The sequence below is a fragment of the Chromobacterium aquaticum genome, assembly GCF_021129195.1.
Lineage (GTDB): Bacteria > Pseudomonadota > Gammaproteobacteria > Burkholderiales > Chromobacteriaceae > Chromobacterium > Chromobacterium aquaticum.
In genome coordinates, this window is the sequence record NZ_JAJOHW010000219.1 from 1 (window position 1) to 766 (window position 766).

Annotated in this window: 2 tRNA genes and 1 rRNA gene; all 3 read left to right on the forward strand. The window is 49.2% G+C overall.

Annotated features, from left to right (window positions below):
• Nucleotides 1-62 precede the first annotated feature (62 nt).
• Nucleotides 63-139: transfer RNA gene (locus LQT98_RS23110), tRNA-Ile, on the forward strand.
• Nucleotides 140-244: 105 nt separating this feature from the next.
• Nucleotides 245-320: transfer RNA gene (locus LQT98_RS23115), tRNA-Ala, on the forward strand.
• 259 nt (nucleotides 321-579) lie between these two features.
• A 23S ribosomal RNA gene (locus LQT98_RS23120) occupies nucleotides 580-766 on the forward strand; the annotation flags it as partial.

Genomic DNA, 766 nt, shown 5'->3' on the forward strand with positions numbered 1-766 from the left:
ACTTACAGCCTATCGGTTATTTGTAGTTAAGGGCGTCAGCCAGCGATGGCTGAACAAGAAATGGGTTTGTAGCTCAGCTGGTTAGAGCACCGTCTTGATAAGGCGGGGGTCGTTGGTTCGAGTCCAACCAGACCCACCAAGAATTTGCGTAGTGATACGTGATTTTTGGCTTAGGCAAGGCGCGAAATGGCGAAATGTACAGTGGTACATGAGCTGTTGAGCAACGCTGCATAAGACAAAAAGAGGGGGATTAGCTCAGTTGGGAGAGCACCTGCTTTGCAAGCAGGGGGTCGTCGGTTCGATCCCGTCATCCTCCACCACAACTCAAACACAAGCGAGTTTGCAAAACAGCTTGATTGTGTTTGCGTTGTATTTTTAACGCACTGATCTTTAACAAACTGAAGAAGCCGAATATATAAAGACGGCGAGAAGGAAGCGTAGAGTTAATTCTTTACGTGGACGGATCGTCATCTTGGGTATTTGATTGTATCTAGGCTACGTCGCCATATCAAAAGGGGCGGTGTAGTCGTCGCACAAACACACTTGTTGTTTTGGTGACTTAGGTTACTGAAATGATAGGGTCAAGCGACTAAGTGCATCTGGTGGATGCCTTGGCGATCATAGGCGAAGAAGGACGTGTAAGCCTGCGAAAAGCGTGGGGGAGCTGGCAATAGAGCTTTGATCCCACGATGTCCGAATGGGGAAACCCCTCCGCAAGGAGATCCCGTGCTGAATACATAGGCACGAGGAGGCGAACGCAGCGAAC